The 19,727-nt window shown below is 46.4% G+C and carries 21 protein-coding genes, 3 pseudogenes and 1 riboswitch; of the genes and pseudogenes, 15 read left to right on the plus strand and 9 right to left on the minus strand.

What is annotated here, in order from left to right; all coding sequences use genetic code 11:
- The first annotated feature begins 42 nt into the window (after window positions 1-42).
- A complete protein-coding gene (locus C162_RS31025; RefSeq protein ID WP_200869258.1) occupies window positions 43-2,364 on the plus strand; it encodes a glycoside hydrolase family 3 C-terminal domain-containing protein in 2,322 nt (773 codons plus the stop codon).
- 24 nt (window positions 2,365-2,388) lie between these two features.
- Here C162_RS31025 and C162_RS31030 read toward each other — a convergent pair whose 3' ends face one another.
- Window positions 2,389-3,231: an oxidoreductase gene (locus tag C162_RS31030; protein ID WP_036701455.1), complete on the minus strand. Its 843-nt coding sequence runs from the start codon at window positions 3,229-3,231 to the stop codon at window positions 2,389-2,391.
- A gap of 90 nt (window positions 3,232-3,321) precedes the next feature.
- Window positions 3,322-3,690, minus strand: coding sequence for a MerR family transcriptional regulator (locus C162_RS31035; protein ID WP_036701457.1), 369 nt, complete (start codon window positions 3,688-3,690; stop codon window positions 3,322-3,324).
- A gap of 198 nt (window positions 3,691-3,888) precedes the next feature.
- On the opposite strand from C162_RS31035, the gene C162_RS31040 reads away from it, so the two are divergent.
- Window positions 3,889-4,359: a DinB family protein gene (locus tag C162_RS31040; protein ID WP_036701459.1), complete on the plus strand. Its 471-nt coding sequence runs from the start codon at window positions 3,889-3,891 to the stop codon at window positions 4,357-4,359.
- A gap of 62 nt (window positions 4,360-4,421) precedes the next feature.
- On the opposite strand, the pseudogene C162_RS37205 reads toward C162_RS31040, so the two are convergent.
- A pseudogene (locus C162_RS37205) lies at window positions 4,422-4,535 on the minus strand (arsinothricin resistance N-acetyltransferase ArsN1 family A); the annotation flags it as partial.
- Between the two features lie 83 nt (window positions 4,536-4,618).
- Here C162_RS37205 and arsC point away from each other — a divergent pair.
- Window positions 4,619-5,038 (plus strand): annotated as a pseudogene (gene arsC, locus C162_RS31045) (arsenate reductase (thioredoxin)).
- 37 nt (window positions 5,039-5,075) lie between these two features.
- Here arsC and C162_RS31050 read toward each other — a convergent pair.
- From C162_RS31050 to C162_RS31060, 3 genes are all read right to left on the minus strand, one after another.
- Window positions 5,076-5,939, minus strand: coding sequence for an alpha/beta fold hydrolase (locus C162_RS31050; protein WP_036701461.1), 864 nt, complete (start codon window positions 5,937-5,939; stop codon window positions 5,076-5,078).
- A gap of 28 nt (window positions 5,940-5,967) precedes the next feature.
- Window positions 5,968-6,621, minus strand: a complete 654-nt coding sequence (locus C162_RS31055; protein ID WP_156949752.1) for an ABC transporter permease — start codon at window positions 6,619-6,621, stop codon at window positions 5,968-5,970.
- 149 nt (window positions 6,622-6,770) lie between these two features.
- The gene (locus C162_RS31060; protein ID WP_036701463.1) at window positions 6,771-7,649 is read right to left on the minus strand and encodes an ABC transporter ATP-binding protein; all 879 of its coding nucleotides are present in this window, start codon (window positions 7,647-7,649) and stop codon (window positions 6,771-6,773) included.
- Between the two features lie 138 nt (window positions 7,650-7,787).
- Here C162_RS31060 and C162_RS31065 point away from each other — a divergent pair, with 138 nt between their 5' ends.
- The 10 genes from C162_RS31065 to C162_RS31110 all read left to right on the plus strand — a co-directional run bounded on the left by C162_RS31065 (window position 7,788) and on the right by C162_RS31110 (window position 17,376).
- Window positions 7,788-8,375, plus strand: coding sequence for a TetR/AcrR family transcriptional regulator (locus C162_RS31065; protein WP_036701466.1), 588 nt, complete (start codon window positions 7,788-7,790; stop codon window positions 8,373-8,375).
- A 167-nt stretch (window positions 8,376-8,542) separates the two neighbouring features.
- Window positions 8,543-9,175, plus strand: coding sequence for a universal stress protein (locus C162_RS31070; protein WP_051494070.1), 633 nt, complete (start codon window positions 8,543-8,545; stop codon window positions 9,173-9,175).
- A 35-nt stretch (window positions 9,176-9,210) separates the two neighbouring features.
- Entirely contained in the window at window positions 9,211-12,063 is a 2,853-nt protein-coding gene (locus tag C162_RS31075) for a Na+/H+ antiporter subunit A (RefSeq protein ID WP_036701468.1), read from the plus strand.
- Window positions 12,054-12,386 carry a Na(+)/H(+) antiporter subunit C gene (locus C162_RS31080; RefSeq protein ID WP_036701470.1) on the plus strand — a complete coding sequence of 111 codons (333 nt, stop codon included), beginning with the start codon at window positions 12,054-12,056 and terminating at the stop codon, window positions 12,384-12,386. The genes C162_RS31075 and C162_RS31080 overlap by 10 nt, the downstream gene beginning before the upstream one ends.
- Window positions 12,383-13,858 (plus strand): Na+/H+ antiporter subunit D, encoded by a 1,476-nt coding sequence (locus C162_RS31085; protein ID WP_036701471.1) that lies wholly within the window; start codon window positions 12,383-12,385, stop codon window positions 13,856-13,858. The genes C162_RS31080 and C162_RS31085 overlap by 4 nt, the downstream gene beginning before the upstream one ends.
- Window positions 13,859-13,863: 5 nt before the next feature.
- Window positions 13,864-14,346 carry a Na+/H+ antiporter subunit E gene (locus C162_RS31090; RefSeq protein WP_036701473.1) on the plus strand — a complete coding sequence of 161 codons (483 nt, stop codon included), beginning with the start codon at window positions 13,864-13,866 and terminating at the stop codon, window positions 14,344-14,346.
- Window positions 14,346-14,639 (plus strand): Na(+)/H(+) antiporter subunit F1, encoded by a 294-nt coding sequence (locus tag C162_RS31095; protein ID WP_036701474.1) that lies wholly within the window; start codon window positions 14,346-14,348, stop codon window positions 14,637-14,639. The genes C162_RS31090 and C162_RS31095 overlap by 1 nt, the downstream gene beginning before the upstream one ends.
- Complete coding sequence (mnhG, locus tag C162_RS31100) at window positions 14,629-14,988, plus strand: monovalent cation/H(+) antiporter subunit G (protein WP_036701476.1); 360 nt, start codon at window positions 14,629-14,631, stop codon at window positions 14,986-14,988. Before C162_RS31095 ends, mnhG begins: the two co-directional genes overlap by 11 nt.
- A riboswitch (cyclic di-AMP (ydaO/yuaA leader) is annotated at window positions 14,986-15,118 on the plus strand. It overlaps the preceding gene by 3 nt.
- Window positions 15,119-15,125: 7 nt before the next feature.
- Window positions 15,126-15,938 carry an alpha/beta fold hydrolase gene (locus tag C162_RS31105; protein WP_036701478.1) on the plus strand — a complete coding sequence of 271 codons (813 nt, stop codon included), beginning with the start codon at window positions 15,126-15,128 and terminating at the stop codon, window positions 15,936-15,938.
- 79 nt (window positions 15,939-16,017) lie between these two features.
- Window positions 16,018-17,376 carry a TrkH family potassium uptake protein gene (locus tag C162_RS31110; protein WP_051494071.1) on the plus strand — a complete coding sequence of 453 codons (1,359 nt, stop codon included), beginning with the start codon at window positions 16,018-16,020 and terminating at the stop codon, window positions 17,374-17,376.
- An 81-nt stretch (window positions 17,377-17,457) separates the two neighbouring features.
- Here the strand turns inward: C162_RS31110 and C162_RS35725 are convergent.
- The 3 genes and pseudogenes from C162_RS35725 to C162_RS31120 all read right to left on the minus strand — a co-directional run.
- Window positions 17,458-17,580, minus strand: a pseudogene (locus C162_RS35725) (GNAT family N-acetyltransferase); the annotation flags it as partial.
- A gap of 11 nt (window positions 17,581-17,591) precedes the next feature.
- Window positions 17,592-18,401, minus strand: a complete 810-nt coding sequence (locus C162_RS31115; protein WP_036701480.1) for an arsenite methyltransferase — start codon at window positions 18,399-18,401, stop codon at window positions 17,592-17,594.
- Window positions 18,402-18,460: 59 nt separating this feature from the next.
- The gene (locus C162_RS31120) at window positions 18,461-18,910 is read right to left on the minus strand and encodes a MarR family winged helix-turn-helix transcriptional regulator (RefSeq protein ID WP_036701481.1); all 450 of its coding nucleotides are present in this window, start codon (window positions 18,908-18,910) and stop codon (window positions 18,461-18,463) included.
- Window positions 18,911-19,041: 131 nt separating this feature from the next.
- On the opposite strand from C162_RS31120, the gene C162_RS31125 reads away from it, so the two are divergent.
- Window positions 19,042-19,368, plus strand: coding sequence for an ArsR/SmtB family transcription factor (locus C162_RS31125; RefSeq protein WP_036701483.1), 327 nt, complete (start codon window positions 19,042-19,044; stop codon window positions 19,366-19,368).
- Between the two features lie 117 nt (window positions 19,369-19,485).
- The coding region (locus tag C162_RS31130; RefSeq protein ID WP_036701485.1) for an ArsB/NhaD family transporter at window positions 19,486-19,727 on the plus strand (242 nt) is incomplete at its 3' end.

A 19,727-nucleotide genomic window follows, 5' to 3' on the forward strand; every position in this document is an offset into this window, starting at 1 on the left:
CTGGAAGAAAAAATAGCTTTGTGTTCAGGAGCCTCCTTCTGGATGACCAAGGCATTTCCGCAATATGAGATCCCAGCACTGTTCCTGAGTGACGGCCCGCATGGCATCCGCAAACAGGAGGGAGAAGCAGACCATCTGGGACTTAACGCCAGTGTCCAAACGACCTGCTTCCCCACGGCGAGTCTGCTTGGCGCAACTTGGGATGAAGCGTTGCTTGCGGAGATCGGCGAAGCGCTCGGCCAGGAGGCTATTCAGGAGGATGTACATGTAATTCTGGGTCCGGGTGTGAATATGAAGCGCAGCCCGCTGAGCGGACGGAATTTCGAGTATTTCAGTGAAGATCCCTACCTGTCGGGCAAGCTTGCCGCAAGCTGGATCCAGGGTGTCCAGAGCACCGGGACCGGGGTGTCTGTCAAGCATTTCGCGGGCAATAGCCAGGAAGCCAAACGAATGAGCAGCGATTCCTTGATTGATGAACGGGCCCTCCGCGAATTTTATTTGCCGGCCTTTGAGATTGCGGTTAAGGAAGCACAGCCTGCTACAGTGATGTGTTCCTACAATAAACTTAATGGCACCTACGCCAGTGATCACCGGGAATTGCTGACAGATCTATTACGGGAGGAATGGGGCTTCACAGGTGCGGTAATCACCGACTGGGGTGCGATGAATAACAGAATTGAAGGTTTCAAAGCAGGCCTGGATTTGGAAATGCCGGGAAGCAAGGGAGCCTTCGATGAGCTTGTCCATCAGGCCGTGCTCTCCGGCGAATTGAGCGAAGCCGAAATTGATCAGTCCGTGTTGCGTCTCTTGCAGCTAATAGAGCGTACTACTAAGCGCGCGGAGAAGCAGAGAGATGCACAGCAAATGTACGATCAGCATCATGAGCTTGCCCGTAAAGCCGCACAAGGCGGCGGTGTCCTGCTGAAGAATGAGAATAACTTCCTGCCGCTAAGCAAGGGGCAGCGACTGACTGTCATCGGGAAACTGGCCGAACAGCCGCGGTATCAGGGTACAGGCTCCTCATTGGTTAATCCCACTCAGATCCATAGCCTTCTGGACGGCTTGGAGCAATATGATGCAGACTTACGCTACTATGCAGGGTATGAGCTGGAAGATGTCGAGAATGAGGAACTGCTAAAGGCGGCTGTTGCGGGAGTGGAGCAGGATACGGCGGTCATCGTGGTCATTGGCCTGACTGAGATTTATGAGAGCGAAGGCTTCGACCGCACCACGCTGTCCATTCCTAATAATCAGATCAGGCTGCTGGGCAGATTGGCGGAGACAACCCCTAATCTGATTGCCATCATGGTTGGAGGCTCGGCAGTAGAAACACCATGGATGGAAAAGGTAAAAGCCTGCCTCCATATGCAGTTGTCCGGACAGGCGGGTGGGCTTGCTGCGGCAGACCTTCTGTATGGGACGGTCAACCCTTCGGGGAAATTGACAGAGACCTTTCCGCTCCGGCTAAGCGATGTGGTGAATGCTTCCTATTATGGTGTAGATCCTAAACAGGTTCCGTACCGGGAAAGCATGTTTGCCGGTTACCGCTATTTTAACAAGGCTAACAAGAATGTGGCTTTTCCCTTCGGCTTTGGCCTAAGCTATACCACATTTGTTTATGACCAGCTCCAGGTAGAACGTCTGAAGGACAATGAATTTGTGGTTCGGCTTGAGGTAACGAATAATGGCCAAGCAGACGGCGCGGAAGTTGTTCAGTTGTATGTATCCAGGCAAACACAAGGAGCTTACGGGCCACTCAAAGAATTAAAAGGATTTGCCAAGGTATTTCTCGCCAGCGGCGAACGGCAGAGCGTGACTCTCCGATTGGATAAGCGCAGCTTTGCCTTTTATGACCCCGACTCCCGGGATTGGCAAATTGAACAAGGAGAGTACAAAATACTGCTCGGCAGTTCCTCAGCCGATATCAGACTGGAATCGTCCGTGCATCTTGAAGGGATTACCCCGAAGAAAAGCGCAGTGAATGAATGGTACTATACGCTGGAAGGAATTCCTTCCGTGAATGATTTCAAATCTGTGTATGGGGATTTCAAGCCGTTTATCATGCCGGGTAAAGGCAAGTTTACGGTGGAATGCTCTGTCTTTGAGATGAAGGACCATAGTTTTATCTTCAAGCAATTCTATAAGACGATTGAACGGGTCATTGCCAAATCAACTACGGCAGACGGGAAACCGGACTATACCAACGTGCATTTCAAAATGCTGATGGCATCGGCCAGCGATAATCCGATCCGGACCATGGCGCTGCTCAGTCCCGGGTTCTTAACGTTCAAGCGAATTCAGCTGCTGGTGGATGTGGCCAACGGACACTGGATCAAGGGTCTTCGCAGCTACTTTATTAAATAATAAAGTAGCTGCCAACCTATACATTTATTGTTTATAATCTGCGTTTATCGTTATTTCTTTCCATTGTTCTATGCTGGCAAGCATATTGTTAAATTTATAGGTTGCTGCTTGATAGGCTTGTTGTCCAAGCAACAAACGAAGAGGGGGTTCCGCTGATTCCACAACTTTAATCACTGCTTCAGCAGCCTTTGCAGGATCTCCAGCTTCTTGACCGGCACCGAGCGCGATCCCTTGCAGCATTTGTCCGACGGCAGATTCCTTCAGCTCAGGGATGCTTGTCTCTGTTTTGACAGAAGAGCGGCCGCCCCAATCGGTGCGGAAGCTGCTTGGCTCTATCAAAGTCACATGAATGTTAAAAGGCTGCAATTCTTGGGCAAGACTCTCGGATATGCCCTCCACAGCGTATTTTGTAGCATGGTAATAGCCAAGGGTCGGGAATGAAGTCAGACCGCCAATGGATGAGAAGTTTATAATGTGACCGCTCTTTTGCGATCTCATATGAGGAAGAACAGCATTGGTAACATGCATAAGTCCCCAGAAGTTAACCTCGAACATCTTACGCGTTTCTTCCTCTACGCTTTCCTCAACGGAGCTGAAATATCCGATCCCTGCATTGTTCACAAGCACATTAATACGGTTAAACTTCTCCATCGTGCGGTTAACCACATTACGGATCTGCTCTGGATTAGTGACATCCAATGGAAGAGCAATCACCTGATCCTCATGTCCGGCAGTAAGCCCGGTTACCTGCTCAACATTCCGTGCGGTCACCACAACTTTATAGCCGGCTTCAATCGCTTGCTGCGCGATATGCCGCCCAAATCCTGTTGAACATCCTGTAATAAGCCATACTTTTGCTTCAGACAATGTAATCACTCCTTCAAGGGTATAACTTCACTATACATCTTAAAGTTAACTTGAAGTCAATACTGATTTTGCAATATGAATATTCATAGACTATTCCATCTTCTTATACATCAAAATATCGTAGATCGCTATCTTGCGGATAATCTTCTCCAGATGAAATTGAGTCTGGGCCACACTGCGTTCCACTTTAGCTTTATGCGTAAGCAAAAATTGTTTTCTGGCCTCCAGAGAAGGATCGCCTTGCCGGATCAGCTCTGTATAAGCCTTAATATCTTCAATCGACATTCCCGTATCTTTGAGAGCGATTACCAGTTCAAGCCACTCTAAGACTTCATCCGAATATTCTCTCCGACCTAAAGCATTCCGTTCAACCTGCGGCAAGATGCCTTCTTGTTCATAATAGCGCAGAGTGGAGGGGCGTAAACCTGTGATCTTCTCAATTTCACTAATACTGTACATGCCAAAATGCTCCTTTCATACTTAAAGCTAACTTGAAGTGAATTATACCTTTTTCATGAAGCAAATGCGAACTTAATATATCTTTACTTTACGTATGAGCCTTGACATTATGAAACATAATAGTTATTATAGATATCTAAAGTCCTTGTTTAAAATGATTATCAATGAGGTTCTCAAAGGCTAAAGGAGAGCGAGAAGATGGATGTATTCAAAAGCCAGTATGAAATGATACAACGCACAAGGGAATCATTATTTCGTTATTGCGAAACGATGTCCCCCACAGATTATGTGAAAGAAGTAGAAAGCTTTGGCGGAGCTTCTATTTGCAGTCTGCACGCTCATGTAGCCGATTGTTATCGGGTATGGTTAGGGAGCCGTGCCCTTGGTAAATCACTTCCCAAAGTGAATCCGAAGTCCATAGATAAAGTACAGAAAATGCGTGAAATGTTTAAGAACATAGATGAACTGGTTTATGAATTTCTATATGACTTTAAAACCAAAGGGGATCCTACCCATTTAGCATCCTGGCAGAGTGACAGTGTAGAGTTAACCGAACTTTGGTTATTTACGCACACTATCACCCACGAATTTCATCATAGAGGACAAATTGTCAAAATAGGCAGGCAACTCGGGTATATCCCGCCGAAAATGAACCTTGCTAAACTTTAATGATCATATTAGCCCAATTTGACAACAGATACAGTCACTTGGGCCTTTTCGTATTTTGGAGATTATAGCAGCCTCTCCATAATCATCACATCAATAAACGCTCCGTCCATCAATCCTTGCTTCTCAAATACACTAACCTGCCGACAGCCCATCTTCTGATACAATCCTTGACCACGCCCACGATAATTATATAATTATGCCTTAGATTAAACCCAATATAACATTGACCCTATTTTAAACTCAAAAGAGAATGCGGCTCATGGATAAGAAAACGATTTATTTTTTGTGTACAGGAAACTCCTGCCGGAGCCAGATGGCGGAAGGATGGGCCAAAAAATAACTGAGCAATGAATGGAATGTGTATAGTGCCGGCATTGAGGCTCATGGTTTGAATCCGAAAGCCGTTCTGGCGATGAGTGAAGCAGGTATAGATATCTCAGGTCAAACGTCAGATATTATTGATCCGCAGCTGCTGAATAGCTCTGATCTTGTCATTACATTATGTGGAGATGCAGCAGATAAATGCCCCATTCCCCTTCCTCAAGTGAAACGTGAGCATTGGGGATTTGATGATCCGGCGAAAGCTAAAGGAACAGATGAGGAGAAGTGGAAGGTTTTCCAGCAGGTTCGTGATCAAGTGGGCGAGCGCATCAAACAATTTGCTGAAACGGGTGAATAGTCACGATGGAGGAGAGCAAGAACGTCATGAAAAATGTTTAGGCTGTTATATTTAAAAAATCAATCAGTTTCCTGTTCATAGTATCAGCATCCTTGCCGAGCCAGATCAAATGTCCCCATGATTCAAAAAGACAAAGCTCGGCTTGCGGAATGAGTTCAAAGGCTGCATAAGCGTGCGCAGGTAAAACGGCCTGGTCATATTTACTATGTATAATCAGAGTAGGACATAATATTGCAGGTAGACCGGAAGGTTCAAACCAAGCTAGCTGCTCAAGATCTAGCATAAATCCATGCCCTGAGCGCTGGCGCTGATTCATGGCAGCAAATTGTTTCACATCTTCTTGAGTGAATTGTTGCATGACTTGGCTGACCGGAAGGCTACTGAAGGAAGGCACCATCTGCTTCAGGATAAAATTCGGAAAGCTGCGGCTGAAGACGGAGAGGAGTTTCCAAGTATACTTTTCTGTTCTTGGATGAAACAATCGTTTGGCTGCTTTATAGGTTGTATCCTCATGGCTATGCCATGCCTTTGATACAGCAGACTGAAGCGTAAGGCTGTGAACCCGATGGGGATAGCGGGCAGCAAAAGTTAAGCCAGAGGGGCCTCCGGCAGATACAGCGATAATATGCACTTTAGTAAGATTCAAATGATCCAGTAATTGCTCATATGCTTTACAGGCAGCATCTAATGAGCTTCCAAGCTCGTTGCTTGTCCGGCCATATCCGGGCCGCGATGGTGTAATAATGGAATACCCGTTCTCCAGGAGAATTTTATAGCCAAAATCCTCCTGGCAGTTGGAATGTCCGCCATGAAGAATGAACACAGGTTCACCTCTTCCGACAACTGTATACTCAATATCCGCTCCTGTTTCCAGCTTGAATGTTTGGGCAATTCTTGGCATATTCCACTCCCCCAGCTTGCCAAATAAGTTAAATAGGCAAGTCTTTTTTATTAAACCAAATAATTCCCACAGTATACAGCACAGCCGCCAGTCCCGCAAATACAGCCATCCCTATATATGCAAAACTATCACCGGCGAATAATCGTTCCGGGTCGAACAAGGCGAATAATGAGAAATATCCGAGCCATTCCAGCCTTGCCCCGGAATCACCGAGCATTTGCAGCAATACAAACGTGATCGGGAGGCCGGCCCCCAGTCCGAGGCTGTATCTGGCTTCGTTCGCCAGGCAGGAGGCCAGGAAACAGATTCCATTAATCGTGTAATACATCAGGAGTGCGTAAAGATTCAATAGTATAAATTGCTTGGTGTCCATTAGTCCGGGAAACATGACAGAAGAGGTGATCAGCGTCAGGATAGTGATCCAGCTGAAGATTGCAGTTACAGAGGTCAGACTAAATACGGCCTGAGTCACGGCGATCCGAATTCTTGAGTTAGAAGTTGAGAGCAGGTAGGCCATACTGCCTTTATCTACATGTACGGCTATAAGCCGGTGGTTAACAACAATGGACAAGATCATAGGGAATAGATACAGAAGGATACTGTATAACGTCCCTGACAGAAACGTGAGCAGGGTTGACCCGAAATTCATTCCCATGGCGTTCATTAGCCCGGAAGGAAGCATATTTAGCATATCCTTCAATTCATCTGCGCTATCCGGGTTGAACATACTTAATAATACAACGGAATAAAAAGAATACACGGCGACAATCAGAAGCCACAGAAAACGGTTAACTCGTATATTTGCTTTAAATAGAGCCCAAGACATCACAATCAGCGCCCCTTTCCATAAAAGTCCATGAAAATCTGTTCAAGCGTCTGGGGAGTTGACACCATATGAGCCACTTTACATTGAGCCAGTAGGCGCAGCATAGGGTCATAATCCTCTTTGATAAAGATCTCAACGATAAGGGGAGCTCTTTGTATATAATTCAGAGTACTGTTTTGGAGAATAGCCATACCTTCCTTATCCACCATGGTAACAACAAAGCTTTGCGGCAACGCTGCTTTTAGTAAGCGGATGCTCTCAACGGCAACAAGTTCTCCCTCGCGTATAATAGCTGCCCGTTCACAGGTCTGATCGATCTCATCAAATAGGTGAGAGGACATCAGGACAGTTTTCCCCCGGCCGCGTTCCTCAATAATTAATTCTATAAAACGTTTCTGCATAAGCGGGTCCAGTCCGCTTGTCGGCTCATCCAGAATGATAACCTCAGGATCATGCATAAAGGCCGCAATTAATCCTACTTTTTGCTTCATTCCTTTGGACATTTTACGGATTTTCCCGCCAGGCTCCAGCTCAAATCTGTCGATTAATTGACTGCGGCGTATATGATCTTTACGTCCCCTTAACTCATCAATAAAGGTCAGAAATTGGAGTCCGGTCATGTAATCGTAGAACGCAATTTCCCCGGGTACATACCCTAGAGTCTTTTGGATCTGTGAAGCGTCTCTACTGCAGTCAAGGCCCTTGATCGTTGCCTTCCCGCTCGTTGGGTGAACGAAACCAATCAACTGGCGGAGCGTTGTTGTTTTTCCGGCTCCATTAGGTCCCAGAAAACCGAAAACCTCGCCTTCCTTCACCTCAAAGCTAATCTCCCGCACTCCTTTACCATTGGAATAGAGCTTTGTTAATGCTTCAATTGTAATCAAAAGCTTGACGCCTCCCGTCAAAGTTATATAACAAATATGATTTCAGTTACATAATATTCTCATCTTGCTATGAAGTCAATAAATATATAACATAAGGGTATGCTGTTTCATAAATATCAGGATTAGGTGGAATTTATCATGAATGGCTTTGAAAAACGAAGACAACAGAAAAAAAAGCAAATTTTAGAATCGTTAACGGATATGGTCATGACGAGAAACTTTAAAGAAATAGGCGTCCGCGAGATTGCACAGCAGGCAGGTGTCTCTCCGGGATCCATCTATAATTTTTTTGGCAATAAAGAGGAGCTGGCCAAAGAAGTCTTTTACCATCAAATGGAGGAAGAGGGTAAAGATTTCATCCAAATGATGAACTCAGACCTGCCCTTTGAAGAAAAGATGAATAAGATGTATGAGGTATCGGTGAACAATCAGGAATCCATAACCAGCGAAGGGATGAAGAACTTTATCTTTACAGATCCGGCATTCAAAGCATATGTTGAGCAGTATGCCAATACTGTTGCCATCCCAGAAATCATGAAATTAATTGAACAGGGGAAAGGTGAGGGGAAAGTAACTGGGGGCGTATCTGCAGAAGCTATTATGATTTTTATGAACGGAATTATCACTATGCTAGGCAATCCGTCCATTGCTGAGAACTTAACTGTTGACTTAAGAAAAGAGTTAGGAAATCTATTTCTGTATGGGGTATTGGGCAAGAAAGAGTAGTGTTCTCCGGATGGAGAGGACAATATACGCCGTCAATATTCTTTACTTTCTCTCTTGAGAACTATATAATAAAGCCAATTGTATACTGAAGTACCCGGAGGAGCCTGCCAACAGTGGGCTCTTTTTGTGTTTTTACCTGGAAAAAATTAACTTACGGAGGATTTGAAATGGAAATGAAGCTGGAGAGTATTATGGTGTGTGTGCATTACGGGCCCCATGGACAACGGTTGATTCAGAGAGGCGGCGAGCTGGCCAGAAAGCTTCAGGCTCCGCTTACTGTTCTTACTGTTGATGCCAGCGGAGATGGTGAATATAATCACGAGAAGCAGTTGTACCTCTCCGCTTGGGAGCAGCAGACCCAGGATGCCGGAGGGCAATTTCTGAACCGTAAGTGCAACGGGAAAAAGACAGCTCAGGTCATCGTGGAAACTGCTCAAGAATACCAAGTGACACAGATTGTGCTGGGGCAATCCAGCCAAACCCTGTGGCAGGAAATTACACGCGGCAATTTCATCAATGATCTGATGGAGCTGGTCGGCACCATTGATCTTCATATCGTTGCCGTTCAAAGGTATCCCGAGCTTCTGGAGCAGACACATGAACGGGGATTTACTGCCTATCTGGCCAAAAAAGGCGACCGCTATATTTTAATGGAGGAGAATACTGGCAGCGAGGCGATAAAGGGCACCTTCTTCCGGGAATTGGATACGGATTTTAATACAGGTCTCTTTAAAATGGTTACCAATGGCGAGGCACAATATTTAAGAATTGTACAGAATGAATGGGTCAAGCCGAAGTGAGCACTATAACTATAGATAGAAAGGGGTACTGAGCCGTGCTGCATATCATAATTCTTCTTCCGTTTCTACTATCCGCGCTGTTACTGCTGACCAGACAAACTGCGCGCTTCCATCTGGGATGGCTCGTCCTGCCCCTGCCAGCGGCGCTATTCCTGTATTTGCTGACGAGGATTCCTGTGATCCGTGCAGGAGATTCTATTGTAGACACCTTCGCCTGGATGCCGTCTTTTGGAGTAAATATCACCTTGATCCTGGATGGGCTAAGTCTGATCTTTGTCCTGCTGATTTCGGGAATGGGGGCACTCGTTGTGCTATACTCCATTTTTTATCTCGACAAACAGACGGAGGGAATCCGGCGGTTCTATATGTACCTGCTCATCTTCATGGGCGCCATGCTGGGGGTAGTGCTGTCCGATAATCTGATCGTACTATACGGGTTCTGGGAACTTACCAGTATATCCTCATTCCTGCTTATTGCTTTCTGGTACGGGCGGGAAAGATCCGGTTATGGGGCACTCAAATCTATGCTGATCACCGTGTTCGGCGGACTTGCCATGTTTGCCGGATTTAATCTGCTGTATGTGATGACCGGTACTTATAGTATCCGGGAGATTATTGCATTGGCAGGAACCATCACGGATCACGCTATGTTTATCCCGGCTATGCTGCTGATTCTGCTGGGTGCCTTTACGAAATCGGCTCAGTTTCCGTTCCATATCTGGCTGCCGGACGCCATGGAAGCTCCGACTCCGGTCAGCGCCTATCTTCACTCCGCTACCATGGTCAAGGCAGGGATTTATCTGGTGGCCAGGCTTACTCCTGTCTTTGCGGGGCAATCGGAGTGGTTCTGGCTGGTGTCTGTAACCGGCCTGCTTACTTTGATCTATGGGTCGTTCAAAGCGATCCGGCAAACAGATCTCAAAGCCTTACTGGCCTATTCTACGATCAGCCAATTGGGCCTCATCATGTCACTCTTTGGTCTGGGATCAGCAGCCGGCTTTGCCGGCGGAAGACAAGACGCGATTTTTTATACGATGGCTACTACAGCCGCGCTGTTCCACCTCATCAATCATGCTGTGTTCAAAGGCAGCCTGTTCATGGTGGTAGGCATCATCGACCATGAGACCGGCACCCGCGATCTCCGCAAGCTTGGCGGACTGATGTCGCTTATGCCGATTACCTTCTCGGTCGCACTAATGGGGGCGTTCTCCATGGCCGGGCTGCCTCCATTCAGCGGATTTCTCAGCAAAGAGATGTTCTTCACTGCGGTACTGAATATCCGCGAGTTCGATATTCTGAATTCTGGATTCTGGCTGCAGCTCTTTCCTGTCATTGCCTGGATTGCGAGTGTATTTACTTTTGTATACAGTATGATTCTTGTATTTAAGACCTTCGGCGGCAAGAAGCATTCAGACAAACTGGACAAAACGCCGCATGAAGCTCCACTAGGACTCTTGCTGGCACCCGTCATTCTGATTTCTTTTACACTGGTGTTTGCCTTTTTCCCGGATCTGGTCTCGGTCACGCTGATTGAGCCGGCAATGGCCTCCATACACACGGGGATGCTCTCTCCGGGGGAGAGCTTTGAGACTTCTATTCATTTCTGGCATGGCTGGACACCCGAGATCTTCATGACACTTGGTGTTGTAGCAGCCGGAATTCTCCTGTTCAAAAGCTATACCCGGCTGCGGGTGCTGGACCGTGAAGCCAGGGGGCGGAATACGCTTAACCGGGTGTATGATGCGTCGCTCCGTCTACTGGAACGGGGGTCCGCGCGTTTGACAGATGCCTATATGACCGGCTCTAACCGCCATTATTTACTGTATATCTTCAGCTTTTTGATCGTGGCTGTGCTTAGTGTTCTCCTCCGGGAACCCGGGATCAGCTTTGGCATGAAACAGTATGCGGACTTATCCTTCTATGAATGGGCCGTTATTGTAACGATGCTGCTGGCAGCCTTTGCTGTTCCTTTTGCCAAATCACGGGTCAATGCCATCCTGTTCACCGGCGGTGTCGGGTACATGGTGACGCTGCTGTTTGTCCTTTTCCGGGCACCTGATCTTGCGCTGACCCAGATGATTATTGAGACCGTGTCCGTCATCCTGTTCCTGCTCTGTTTCCGGTACTTGCCGAAGCTGAAGAAGCAGAAGGAGAACATGCGCTTCAAGCTGCCTAACCTGATCATCTCGCTTGGTGTGGGTGTAACAGTGACGCTGGTCGCTCTGGCAGCAATGGGCAGTAGTCCGTTCGCGTCCATCTCCGAGTACTTCTTACAAGAAAGCTACGCTCTGGCAGGCGGAAAAAATGTAGTTAACGTCATTCTTGTAGACTTCCGCGGATTCGATACTTTATTTGAGATCATGGTGCTTGGTATCGCTTCGCTGGGCATTTATGCCCTTGTCCATCTGAGAATGAAAGAGGAGCCTAAGCGAATTGATCCGCAGCTGGCTGTACCTCTGCGCAGTAATGATGTGATTCTGCAGACGATGTCCAAAGGAATTGTCATCATCATTCTGATCTTCTCCCTGTATCTGTTCTTTGCAGGTCATAATCATCCGGGGGGAGGCTTCATTGGCGCATTGATGACTTCCGCAGCGCTTATACTGATAACCATCGCTTTTGGCATGGATCAGATTCGTAAAGTGTTTCCTGTAAACTACCGCCTGCTCACGGCAGCAGGGCTCATGCTGGCTATTCTTACAGCTTCAGGCTCATTTCTCTTTGGTGTCCCTTTTCTGAGTCATTCCTTCGGACACTTCCATCTTCCTATCCTTGGAGATGTCGAACTGGCAACAGCTGTGCTATTTGACTTAGGCGTCTATTTAGCAGTGGTAGGAGTTGCGATGAACATTATTTTAACGATTGGAGGGGATAAAAGATGGAACTAGTAATGGCGATAGCAATAGGCATTCTGTTTACTATAGGGGTGTACCTGATTTTGTCCAAAATCCTCCTGCGGGTTGTCCTGGGAACCTCCTTACTGACGCATGGTGTACATCTGCTGCTTCTGACCATGGCCGGACTCAAGCGGGGGGCAGCTCCTGTGCTGGGTAATGAGGAGACTTATGTCGATCCGCTGCCGCAGGCTCTGATCCTGACCTCTATCGTGATCAGCTTCGGCGTAACTGCCTTCTATTTCGTGCTTGCTTACCGCTCTTATCAGGCCTTAGGTACGGATGAAATCGACAGTATCAAGGAGGTCAAAGAATGAATAACCTTCTGGTTCTGCCTATTCTGATTCCGTTATGTACAGCGGTGATTCTGATTCTATTCAAAGAGCAGATACGCCTTCAGCGGGGGATTAGCGTAGTTAGCGGTATCCTTACTATCCTTAGTACAGCCTTGCTGGTTACACGTGTACATGCTGATGGCATTATGACCTTACAAATGGGAGGGTGGGTCCCCCCTTACGGGATTGTATTTGTTGGAGATATGTTCGCTTTACTAATGGTGATGATGGCTTCCATCGTAAGCTTCGCCATATTGCTCTATTCCTTCAGCAGCATTGGAGAGCAGAGGGAGCGGTATTATTATTATACTTTCTTTCATTTTTTGCTGGTCGGGGTATACGGCTCTTTCCTTACGGGAGATATTTTCAACTTGTTCGTCTTCTTTGAGGTGATGCTGATTTCTTCATATGCCCTTATCTCCCTTGGAGGGACCAAGCTGCAGTTACGGGAGACAGCGAAATACCTGCTGATCAATATTGTGTCGTCAACGTTGTTTGTAGCAGCTGTAGCGTATCTGTATGCGGCAGTAGGGACGCTGAATATGGCGCATTTGTCACAGCGTATTGCTGAAGCGGGGCAAGGCGGTATATTGAACGTAATTGCTGTGCTTTTTTTAATCGTCTTCTCCTTAAAAGCGGGGCTGTTCCTGTTCTATTGGCTCCCGGGATCGTACGGCGCACCGCCTTCGGCGATCAGGGCACTATTTGGTGCTCTTCTTACCAAAGTAGGACTATATGCCATTATCCGCACGTTCACCCTGATGTTTGTGAATGATACCAGTCTCACGCATAGTTTGATCGCCTGGATGGCTGCGGCAACCATGATTCTGGGCAGCATAGGGGCAGTGGCCTACAAGGATATCCCTCGGATTCTTAATTATAATGTCATTATTAGTGTCGGATTTGTGGCTTTCGGGCTTGCTGCAGGTACCGGGGATTCGCTGAACGGAGTCATCTTCTATCTGCTTCACGATATGCTGGCTAAAGGGCTCCTGTTTATACTGGGCGGATTAATCATCTCCGCAGCAGGAACAGATCGTTTGAGTGGAATGGGAGGCATGATTAAGAAATACCCGCTCCTGGGCTGGATGTTCTTTATATTGACCCTTGCTCTGGTGGGGATTCCGCCGCTGAGCGGTTTTGCCGGAAAGCTGCTGATCATCCGCGGAGCTTTGGATGCCGGTATGCTGACACTGTCTCTTATCGGTCTCGGCTCAAGCTTTATGGTGCTGTATTCCTTAATCAAGATGTTCAGGCTGGCCTTCTGGGGAAATGAACCTGAGAGAGAACTGCCTGCTGTGAACCTGAAGAGAGCTTCTGCTGTCGCCGCTGCACTGCTTGTGCTTGTCATTGCAATGGGTATTGGAGCAGATGCTCTATATGCCTATGTAGCACAGGCCGGAGAGGTTCTGGCTTCACCTGCGGAATACATTCAAGCCATACTGAAGGAGTAGATATAATGACTCTACAATTCTTGTTTAATCTGTTAGTTGCTTTATTGTGGATGGCAATCAATAATAGCAGCTCCGGCGCCACTTTTCTTATCGGGTTTCTGCTCGGCATAGGGATGCTGCTGTTATTCAGAAGATCCAAGCCCCAGGCCCGGCCATTTTATTTAAAACGTCTATGGTCCATATTCAAGCTGCTGCTGATCTTTATCCGCGAATTGACCATCTCGAACTTTGTGGTGATTTATCATATTCTTCGTCCGAAGCTGGCGATCCGCCCTGGAATATTCGCCTATGAGACAGCCTTAACCTCAGCCTGGGAAGTTACACTGTTGTCTTGTCTGATATGTCTGACTCCTGGCACGCTAACTCTCGACGTGTCAAGGGATGGGAAGACCTTATATATTCATGCTATTGACATCAAAGATGCTGAGGAAATGGTGAAGCAGATCCGGGGGAATTTCGAACAAGTGATCATGGAGGTGACCCGCTGATGGTCTCCGTACTATTAACTACCGCATTGACCATTCTGGGAATGGCCATACTCGCGTGCCTGTACCGGCTTCTGAAAGGACCTACCCGTTCGGATAGGGTGGCGGCCCTAGATACGATAGGCATTCATGTACTGGCTATGATTACTGTCATTAGTATGCTGCTGGATACCCGCAATTTTCTTGAGGTAATTCTGGTTATCGGTATTCTGACGTTTATTGGAACCACTGCACTCGCAAGGTATATCGAACGTGGGGTTGTTGTGGAAGAAGGAGGGGAACTGCATGACAGGTGAGTTGTTTAGCTCGATTCTAGTAGTGCTGGGCGCCATTTTTTGCGGCATTAGTGCCTTTGGTCTGATCCGGCTGCCCGATGTCTATCTGCGTTCACATGCGGCCACCAAAAGTGCAACGTTCGGGGTGTTATGTTTATTGGGCGGCGGCTTCCTTTACTTTTGGTTCAAAGATGGAGAGATCAGTGTCAAGCTGCTGCTGGCGATTCTTTTTGTATTCATCACTTCACCGGTCGCAGGCCATCTAAATGGCCGGGCGGCCTACCGTTCGGGCGTTCCCTTGTGGAAAAACAGCATACAAGACGATCTGCTTACCCATACGGAAAGAAGTAAGGAGCAATCTGAGAAATGATATTTGCCGCTGAATTCCTGTAAAGGAAACGGGGGAACCAAAAGTTCCGGGGTGAATCTCGAGAATATCGAGTAGGGCTACTCAGGTCCGAATCCGTCAGCTAACCCCGTAAGCGTTCATGAGAGGGGAATCCTGCAGTGCCTATTGTTGATGTCAACGGAACAACCTTGTATTATGAGATATCGGGTAGCGGTCTGCCCATCGTTTTTATCCATGATTATTCGACCTCCCACCATCTTTTTGAACCACAGGCGGAATATTTCAGTAAGCGCGCGAAAGTAATTGTCTATGATCTAAGAGGAAACGGGCTGTCGGGGAAGATGAATGTTGAGATTGGCCGGATCTTAGACACTCAAGTTGAGGATCTAAAGGCATTATTAGATAAACTGGATGTAGAAAAGATTGTAATTGTAGCCTGCTCCACTGGAGCTATACTTGCCCAGAAGTTCGCCTATCTGTTCCCTGAGCGGGTGATTACCATGATTTTGGTGGATAGTTATTTTCAAGGTGATTACTCTGCTAGTGGAAGTAAGTTGAAAGAAGCGTTGCAGTTCTGTGCCTGGATTTCTCATTATCTCCCTGCTGAAATGTTTATCAAGCCTTTACGTATCACCTATCACCGGTGGCTCTTGGCTTACCATATCTTGAGAAAAGAGCTTATGCATAAACGGACGACAGAATGGATTAAGCAACGCATGGCGTTGAAGTATTCGGACGGTTACGGGTTTGCGCTGCGGCTGCAAATTCCGGTGCTGATCGTGTCAGGTAATCACAATGAGCGGGTGTTAGAGCAAGTTAAAAAAACAGCGGCTAAGTATCCCAAAGCTCATTTAGCGATCATCGAGAATGCCATGTATCCTAGTCACCTATGTCAACCGCAATTATTTAACCGGCTTTTGCTCGATTATCTAAAGGACCAACAGTGTTTTCAACAAGAGCTACCTGGCTGATGCTCTCACTGGACACACAGCCTTGAAGGTGACGCAGCGCTGTTTATTTACGAAAAGAATCATTACAGGAGCCAGTGATATGTTTAAAAAAAGGTACCTTTGGTTTACTCGAAAACTCAGTCTAACCTCATCAAGAATTATTCTTTTAGGTTTTGCTGTAACCATCATTCTGGGGACAATTATGTTGTCCTTACCGGTATCTTCATCCACCGGAACTAGTGTGGGATGGCTAAATGCATTGTTTACCTCAACTTCAGCTGTGTGTGTCACTGGACTGGTGGTGCTGGATACAGGAACCGACTTCTCCAACTTTGGACAAATCATTATCCTGCTCCTCATTCAAATCGGAGGATTAGGATTCATGACGTTCAGTGTTCTAATTGCCGTAATTCTGGGGAAGAAGATTGGGCTGAAGGAGCGTTTACTCATCCAACAATCTTCGAACTCCATTGAAACACAAGGGGTCGTCCGGTTATCACTAAGCATTGTGCTGATCTCATTTATCTTCGAAACTCTTGGGGCATTGTTGTTGACCGTCCGGTGGGCAAATGACCTGGGTGTTGCCAAAGCCTTATATTATGGAATTTTCCATTCCATCTCGGCCTTTAATAACGCAGGTTTTTCATTATGGTCGGATAGTCTGAGCCGGTATGTCGGTGATCCGTTAGTCAATATTGTCATTTCATTTTTATTTATCATTGGTGGAATTGGATTTATTGTGATTCTGGATCTATACCGCAAGAGAAGCTGGAAGGCTCTGTCTTTTCACACAAAAATCGTGCTAATCACTTCAGGAGTGCTTTGTTTTGCAGGGTTTCTGGTCATATTTGTGTTTGAGCTTTTTAATACCAGAACATTTGGTACACTCACATGGGGGGAAAGAATCTGGGGTGGATATTTCCAGGGAGTGGTTACCCGCACAGCGGGGTTCAACTCCATTGATATTGGTGCGATGTTACCGGCGTCCCAGTTCTTTATGATCTTTCTGATGTTCATAGGAGCTTCATCAGGCTCGACAGGCGGGGGGATCAAGACGACCACCTTTGCGGTACTCATATTAAGCATCTTCTCAACCATCAAGGGGAATGCTGATGTGCAGCTGCTAAAAAAACGGATACCTCAAGATCTTATTTTCAGATCATTGGCTGTAATGACCATCTCCTTAGGCCTTGTTCTTGGAGCAACCTTTTTATTAACAATTACTGAATATACCCGCCATACGGATATTCTTGCTCTTTTATTTGAAGCTACATCAGCCTTTGGAACCGTGGGCATGTCCATGGGCTTAACCCCTGATCTGTCACCGATTGGTAAATGTATCATCATAGTTATAATGTATATTGGGAGACTGGGCCCTTTAACCTTAGCCTTTGCCTTGGCACAAAAAAGTGTTAAACAGAAGTACCGTTACCCAGAGGACAAGTTGCTGATTGGTTAGTAAGTAGGGAGTAGTTGGAACTGATTAAAAGGAGAAGTTCTTCCGTTTACGGGTAGAACTTCTCCTTTTTTAACTTCATTTTTATAGTAGAAGCTTCTCCATAATCATCACATCAATAAACGTTTTGTCTATAATCCCCTGCTTCTCCAATAGACCCACCTGCCGGTAGCCCATCTTCCGATACAACCCTTGACCACTCTCATTAGATCATCTCCTTAAGATTGTTTTCTCGCTTTAATCACAGCAGAGACGATGTATTGCTCAACGTTCGCACCGGGAACCCAATCTTTGATAAATGTTCTGGATTCGTCTTTGGGCTCAATATGGATCTCAGTAAAGCCGCTTTCCTGAAGCATCATCTCCAGATCAGAAATGAAAGAGGCCCCGGAGATACAACCCGAATATAATTCGCCCAGGTCATTTTTGATTTCGGGGGGTAGCTCAGCTGTAGTTACAATATCAGAGATGGCCAGACGCCCTCCGGGCATAAGAACGCGATAGGCTTCACGGAATACTTGCTGCTTATCAGGCGAGAGGTTAATCACACAGTTGGAGATTATGACATTAACCGAGTTGTCGGCCGCCGGAAGATGTTCAATTTCTCCCAACCTGAATTCGGTATTATTAAACTTACCTTTAATGGCATTATCTCTTGCCCGGCTAATCATCTCAGGAGTCATATCTACACCGATAACATGGCCTTGTTCACCTACCTGCCGGGAAGCGAGGAAGCAATCGAACCCGCCGCCGCTCCCGAGATCCATAACATGTTCACCAGGCTTCAGCTCAGCAATAGCCTGGGGATTACCGCAACCAAGACCTAAATTTGCGCCTTCAGGAGCTGCGGCCAGATCCTCACTAGAATATCCCATTTTAGCAGATATGGCATCATAATCAGTTGGGCTGTCACAGCAGCTGTCAGCAGAGGAGCAGCAGGAGGAGGCAGGTTCGGCCTTTTGTACAGCAATGGTTTGATAACGTCCCCGTACATTTTGGCGGATTTGGTCATTCGTAAGTTTGTTCATGAATACACACTCCTTATCATTAAAATAACTTGCAAGTTACAAATAAAGGCCAAGGGAAATCACCCTTTAACAGGTGCGCAGCAATTGCTGGATTTCCCCATAGCATCGTTGAAAAGCTTGATGGATCGTAGCAATGTTTCTACTTCAAACTCACTCATATGCGAGAAGGCTTCAATCAGGTATTCATTCATTTGTTGATCAATAGTTGCAGCCACCAGTTTTCCTTCGGAAGTAAGGGAAAGGGTATAGATTCTCCGATCGCTGGGTTCAGGTGTCTTTTCTACCAAATTCATTTTCACCAACGACTGGACTTGTCTGCTGAAGGTGGTAATATCCGTGCCCAGTGCTTCGGCAACTTGCTGCATGGAAGGATTGTGGCTCCGGGCGATCTCATAAAGCAGATGGCTTTGGGCCGCGGATAGTTTACATCCCCTTACACTGCAGCAGTCCTTATTGAGAAGCCCTAAGCGCCGGGTCATGATTTGAAATAGTTCTCGTGGGGTTTCCATGTGTTCACCTCTTGAACTGGTTATACCGCAATTGATTGCAAAATGCAAATATTATTTTCATCTGGTTGCTAATTGGCCATTAAGGTCTTAGAATATAAGTATTGCCTTATATAGATGGGAGGAGCTTTTAAATGAATGTACTAAATGAACTTGCGGAAGATTTAAAACTCCTTGGAGATAAAACACGGCTCACGATTCTAACCCTTTTAAAAGAACGGGAGTGGTGTGTATGTGAATTCGTGGATCTTTTTGACATCTCCCAACCAGCCGTAAGCCAGCATCTGCGCAAATTGAAAAGCAGCGGATTGGTTAAGGAACAAAAAAAAGGTCAGTGGGTGTATTACTCTTTAAGCATTGAAGATAAGCCTCATGTTGCGGCCATTCTTCAGCTTACACCGGATACCAGCTTCATTCTATCCAGTTTAAACAAGCCGTCTGGTGCTGCCTGCTGCGAGTAATATTTTGATATTGAATATATAATCATATAATTATATAATGATGTACGTTATTATACTTAAGCATATGAAGGGAGTGCTCTGCAATGTGTTATATAGACATATAATGGGGGAGATCATTTGGTAGTTTTAGCGAGTCTTATATTTATCGTCACATTAATTTTTGTCATTTGGCAGCCTAAACATCTGTCCATTGGCTGGTCTGCCTGCGGCGGAGCGTTACTCGCCTTACTTGTCGGTGTCGTCAGCTTGAAGGATGTTCTGGATGTTACGCTGATTGTGTGGAATGCCACACTGGCCTTTGTAGCAATCATTTTGATCTCCCTAATCCTCGATAAAATTGGATTCTTCGAATGGGCAGC

Source organism: Paenibacillus sp. FSL R7-269 (assembly GCF_000517865.1).
Classification (GTDB): domain Bacteria; phylum Bacillota; class Bacilli; order Paenibacillales; family Paenibacillaceae; genus Paenibacillus_AQ.

What these genes read in the sequence shown, in the direction of transcription:
- C162_RS31050 (WP_036701461.1), bottom strand. Translation starts at nt 5,939, where the DNA reads ATGCCAAGAATTGCCCAAACATTCAAGCTGGAAACAGGAGCGGATATT.
- C162_RS31070 (WP_051494070.1), top strand. Translation starts at nt 8,543, where the DNA reads ATGGAAATGAAGCTGGAGAGTATTATGGTGTGTGTGCATTACGGGCCC.
- C162_RS31025 (WP_200869258.1), top strand. Translation starts at nt 43, where the DNA reads ATGACCAAGGCATTTCCGCAATATGAGATCCCAGCACTGTTCCTGAGT.
- C162_RS31080 (WP_036701470.1), top strand. Translation starts at nt 12,054, where the DNA reads ATGGAACTAGTAATGGCGATAGCAATAGGCATTCTGTTTACTATAGGG.
- C162_RS31120 (WP_036701481.1), bottom strand. Translation starts at nt 18,910, where the DNA reads ATGGAAACCCCACGAGAACTATTTCAAATCATGACCCGGCGCTTAGGG.
- C162_RS31115 (WP_036701480.1), bottom strand. Translation starts at nt 18,401, where the DNA reads ATGAACAAACTTACGAATGACCAAATCCGCCAAAATGTACGGGGACGT.
- C162_RS31055 (WP_156949752.1), bottom strand. Translation starts at nt 6,621, where the DNA reads ATGCTTCCTTCCGGGCTAATGAACGCCATGGGAATGAATTTCGGGTCA.
- C162_RS31065 (WP_036701466.1), top strand. Translation starts at nt 7,788, where the DNA reads ATGAATGGCTTTGAAAAACGAAGACAACAGAAAAAAAAGCAAATTTTA.
- C162_RS31040 (WP_036701459.1), top strand. Translation starts at nt 3,889, where the DNA reads ATGGATGTATTCAAAAGCCAGTATGAAATGATACAACGCACAAGGGAA.
- C162_RS31110 (WP_051494071.1), top strand. Translation starts at nt 16,018, where the DNA reads ATGTTTAAAAAAAGGTACCTTTGGTTTACTCGAAAACTCAGTCTAACC.
- C162_RS31095 (WP_036701474.1), top strand. Translation starts at nt 14,346, where the DNA reads ATGGTCTCCGTACTATTAACTACCGCATTGACCATTCTGGGAATGGCC.
- C162_RS31090 (WP_036701473.1), top strand. Translation starts at nt 13,864, where the DNA reads ATGACTCTACAATTCTTGTTTAATCTGTTAGTTGCTTTATTGTGGATG.
- C162_RS31085 (WP_036701471.1), top strand. Translation starts at nt 12,383, where the DNA reads ATGAATAACCTTCTGGTTCTGCCTATTCTGATTCCGTTATGTACAGCG.
- mnhG (WP_036701476.1), top strand. Translation starts at nt 14,629, where the DNA reads ATGACAGGTGAGTTGTTTAGCTCGATTCTAGTAGTGCTGGGCGCCATT.
- C162_RS31035 (WP_036701457.1), bottom strand. Translation starts at nt 3,690, where the DNA reads ATGTACAGTATTAGTGAAATTGAGAAGATCACAGGTTTACGCCCCTCC.
- C162_RS31125 (WP_036701483.1), top strand. Translation starts at nt 19,042, where the DNA reads ATGAATGTACTAAATGAACTTGCGGAAGATTTAAAACTCCTTGGAGAT.